This window comes from Streptomyces sp. NPDC042002 (assembly GCF_055588305.1).
In genome coordinates this window covers 1-1,656 of the sequence record NZ_JBVJCT010000086.1, presented here as the reverse complement: position 1 = coordinate 1,656, position 1,656 = coordinate 1, and the positions used below count along the sequence as shown (strand labels likewise).

Genomic DNA, 1,656 nt, shown 5'->3' with positions numbered 1-1,656 from the left:
GTGGGCATCCCTCTCTTATTTGGGGGGGGGTGAGTGGGGGCTTGGGGGGGGGGGGGGGGGGGGGGGGGGGGGGGGGGGGGGGGGGGGGGTTTTCCCCCCCCCCCCCCCCCCCCCCCCCCCCCACCCCATGAACACTCCCGGCGATCAGAAGAGGGGACCGGGCGCGCCGACGCCCTGGCCGTTCAGAGCGCGCACCTCGGTGTGCGGCTGCGTCAGCGGCGAGGGGACCGCGGGCATCCCGTCCGGCGAGCCGGCCGGTGATGACCCGTTCCCCAGCAGCGCGCCCCGCCGCGGGTCCTGGCGGTTCCCTCCGGCCACGAGCATGGCGTCGGCGGCGACGACGGCGTCGCGCACGCTGGTCGTTCCGGTCATCACACAGAGCGTGTACGTGACGTCCTCCAGCCGACGGGCCGTCTCCAGCGTCTCCCTCTCGGCGTACGCGATCTTCAGGGCCGCGTAACGCGTCAGCAGCCTCCGGACAACCTTCGGGTCGGGCACGAGCACGGCGAGGGCTCCTCTCTCGAGTTTCCGTCCGTGTGCCCCGGTTCACTACGGTTCATTCGCAACAGCCGTCCCGGACAACCTATTTGGCCCAATGCCGTCTCCGGGGTGGAATCACGCCCCCTCGGGTATCACCCGCGGCACGGATCAGCGCCTCGACGAAAGGTGTGACGCAAAGGAACCAGGGCACTTGGAGGCACTGGAGGTCGATACTCATGGTTCCCCTGCTTCTCGTTCTTCTGCTCGCCCTGGTCCTTTTCGGCGCCGGATTCGCCGTCAAGGCTCTGTGGTGGATAGCGGTCATCGTGCTGGTCGTCTGGCTGGTCGGTTTCGTGGCGCGTCCGGGCGCTTCCGGTGGCAGTCGCGGCCGCTGGTACCGCTGGTAGTCCCACCTGGGACAACCGCGACCGAGAACATCCGCGAGAGATCTTTGTGCGAAGGAAAAGGACATGGCCACTTCCACGACACCGAATTACACGGTTCCCGGCGTCAGCACGCACGACGGCGGCCGGATCATCGACGTGCTGAGCAAGCGACTGCACGCTCTCAACGACCTTTCGCTCACGCTGAAACACATCCACTGGAACGTGGTGGGCCCGCATTTCATCGCCGTTCACGAAATGCTCGATCCCCAGGTGGACCGCGTACGTGACATGGCCGATGACACTGCCGAACGGATCTCCGCCCTCGGCGGGGTTCCGCACGGCACGCCGGGCGCGCTCGTCGCCGAACGGACCTGGGACGACTACAGCGTCGGCCGTGCCGATGCCATCGCCCACCTCGGCGCCCTCGACCTGGTCTACACGGGGATCGTCGAGGACCACCGCGCTGCCGTGGCCGAGGTCGGCAAGATCGATCCGGTGACCGAGGACCTTCTCATCGAACAGCTGCGCTCGCTCGAACAGTTCCAGTGGTTCGTCCGGGCGCATCTGGAGAGTTCGGGCGGATCCCTGTCGCACGCCGGGGCCCGCACGGAGCGCGAGGCGGCGCGATCGGCCGGCCAGGGCAGCGCGCGGTAACGGCCTGCCAGGACGGCGGTACGCGTCGGTGTGGGGGGGGGGGGGGGGGAAAAGGCGCCCCCCCCCTTGTTGGGCCCACACCTCCCCCCAGCAACCCACCTCCCCCCAGTTGCCCCTCTTTTTTCTTTCCCCCCGG

The 1,656-nt window shown here is 69.0% G+C and carries 3 protein-coding genes; 2 read left to right on the top strand and 1 reads right to left on the bottom strand.

Translation table 11 applies throughout. The features are described from left to right. Nucleotides 1-144: 144 nt before the first annotated feature. On the bottom strand, nt 145-504 hold the full coding sequence (locus tag ACZ6KY_RS42145; protein ID WP_469315531.1) for a DUF5133 domain-containing protein: 360 nt from the start codon (nt 502-504) through the stop codon (nt 145-147). A 212-nt stretch (nt 505-716) separates the two neighbouring features. Here ACZ6KY_RS42145 and ACZ6KY_RS42140 point away from each other — a divergent pair, with 212 nt between their 5' ends. Together ACZ6KY_RS42140 and ACZ6KY_RS42135 are read left to right on the top strand one after the other, a co-directional pair. Continuing rightward, on the top strand, nt 717-887 hold the full coding sequence (locus ACZ6KY_RS42140) for a hydrophobic protein (RefSeq protein ID WP_355850741.1): 171 nt from the start codon (nt 717-719) through the stop codon (nt 885-887). A gap of 63 nt (nt 888-950) precedes the next feature. Further along, a complete protein-coding gene (locus ACZ6KY_RS42135) occupies nt 951-1,520 on the top strand; it encodes a Dps family protein (RefSeq protein WP_469315530.1) in 570 nt (189 codons plus the stop codon). The last annotated feature ends 136 nt before the right edge of the window (nt 1,521-1,656 follow it).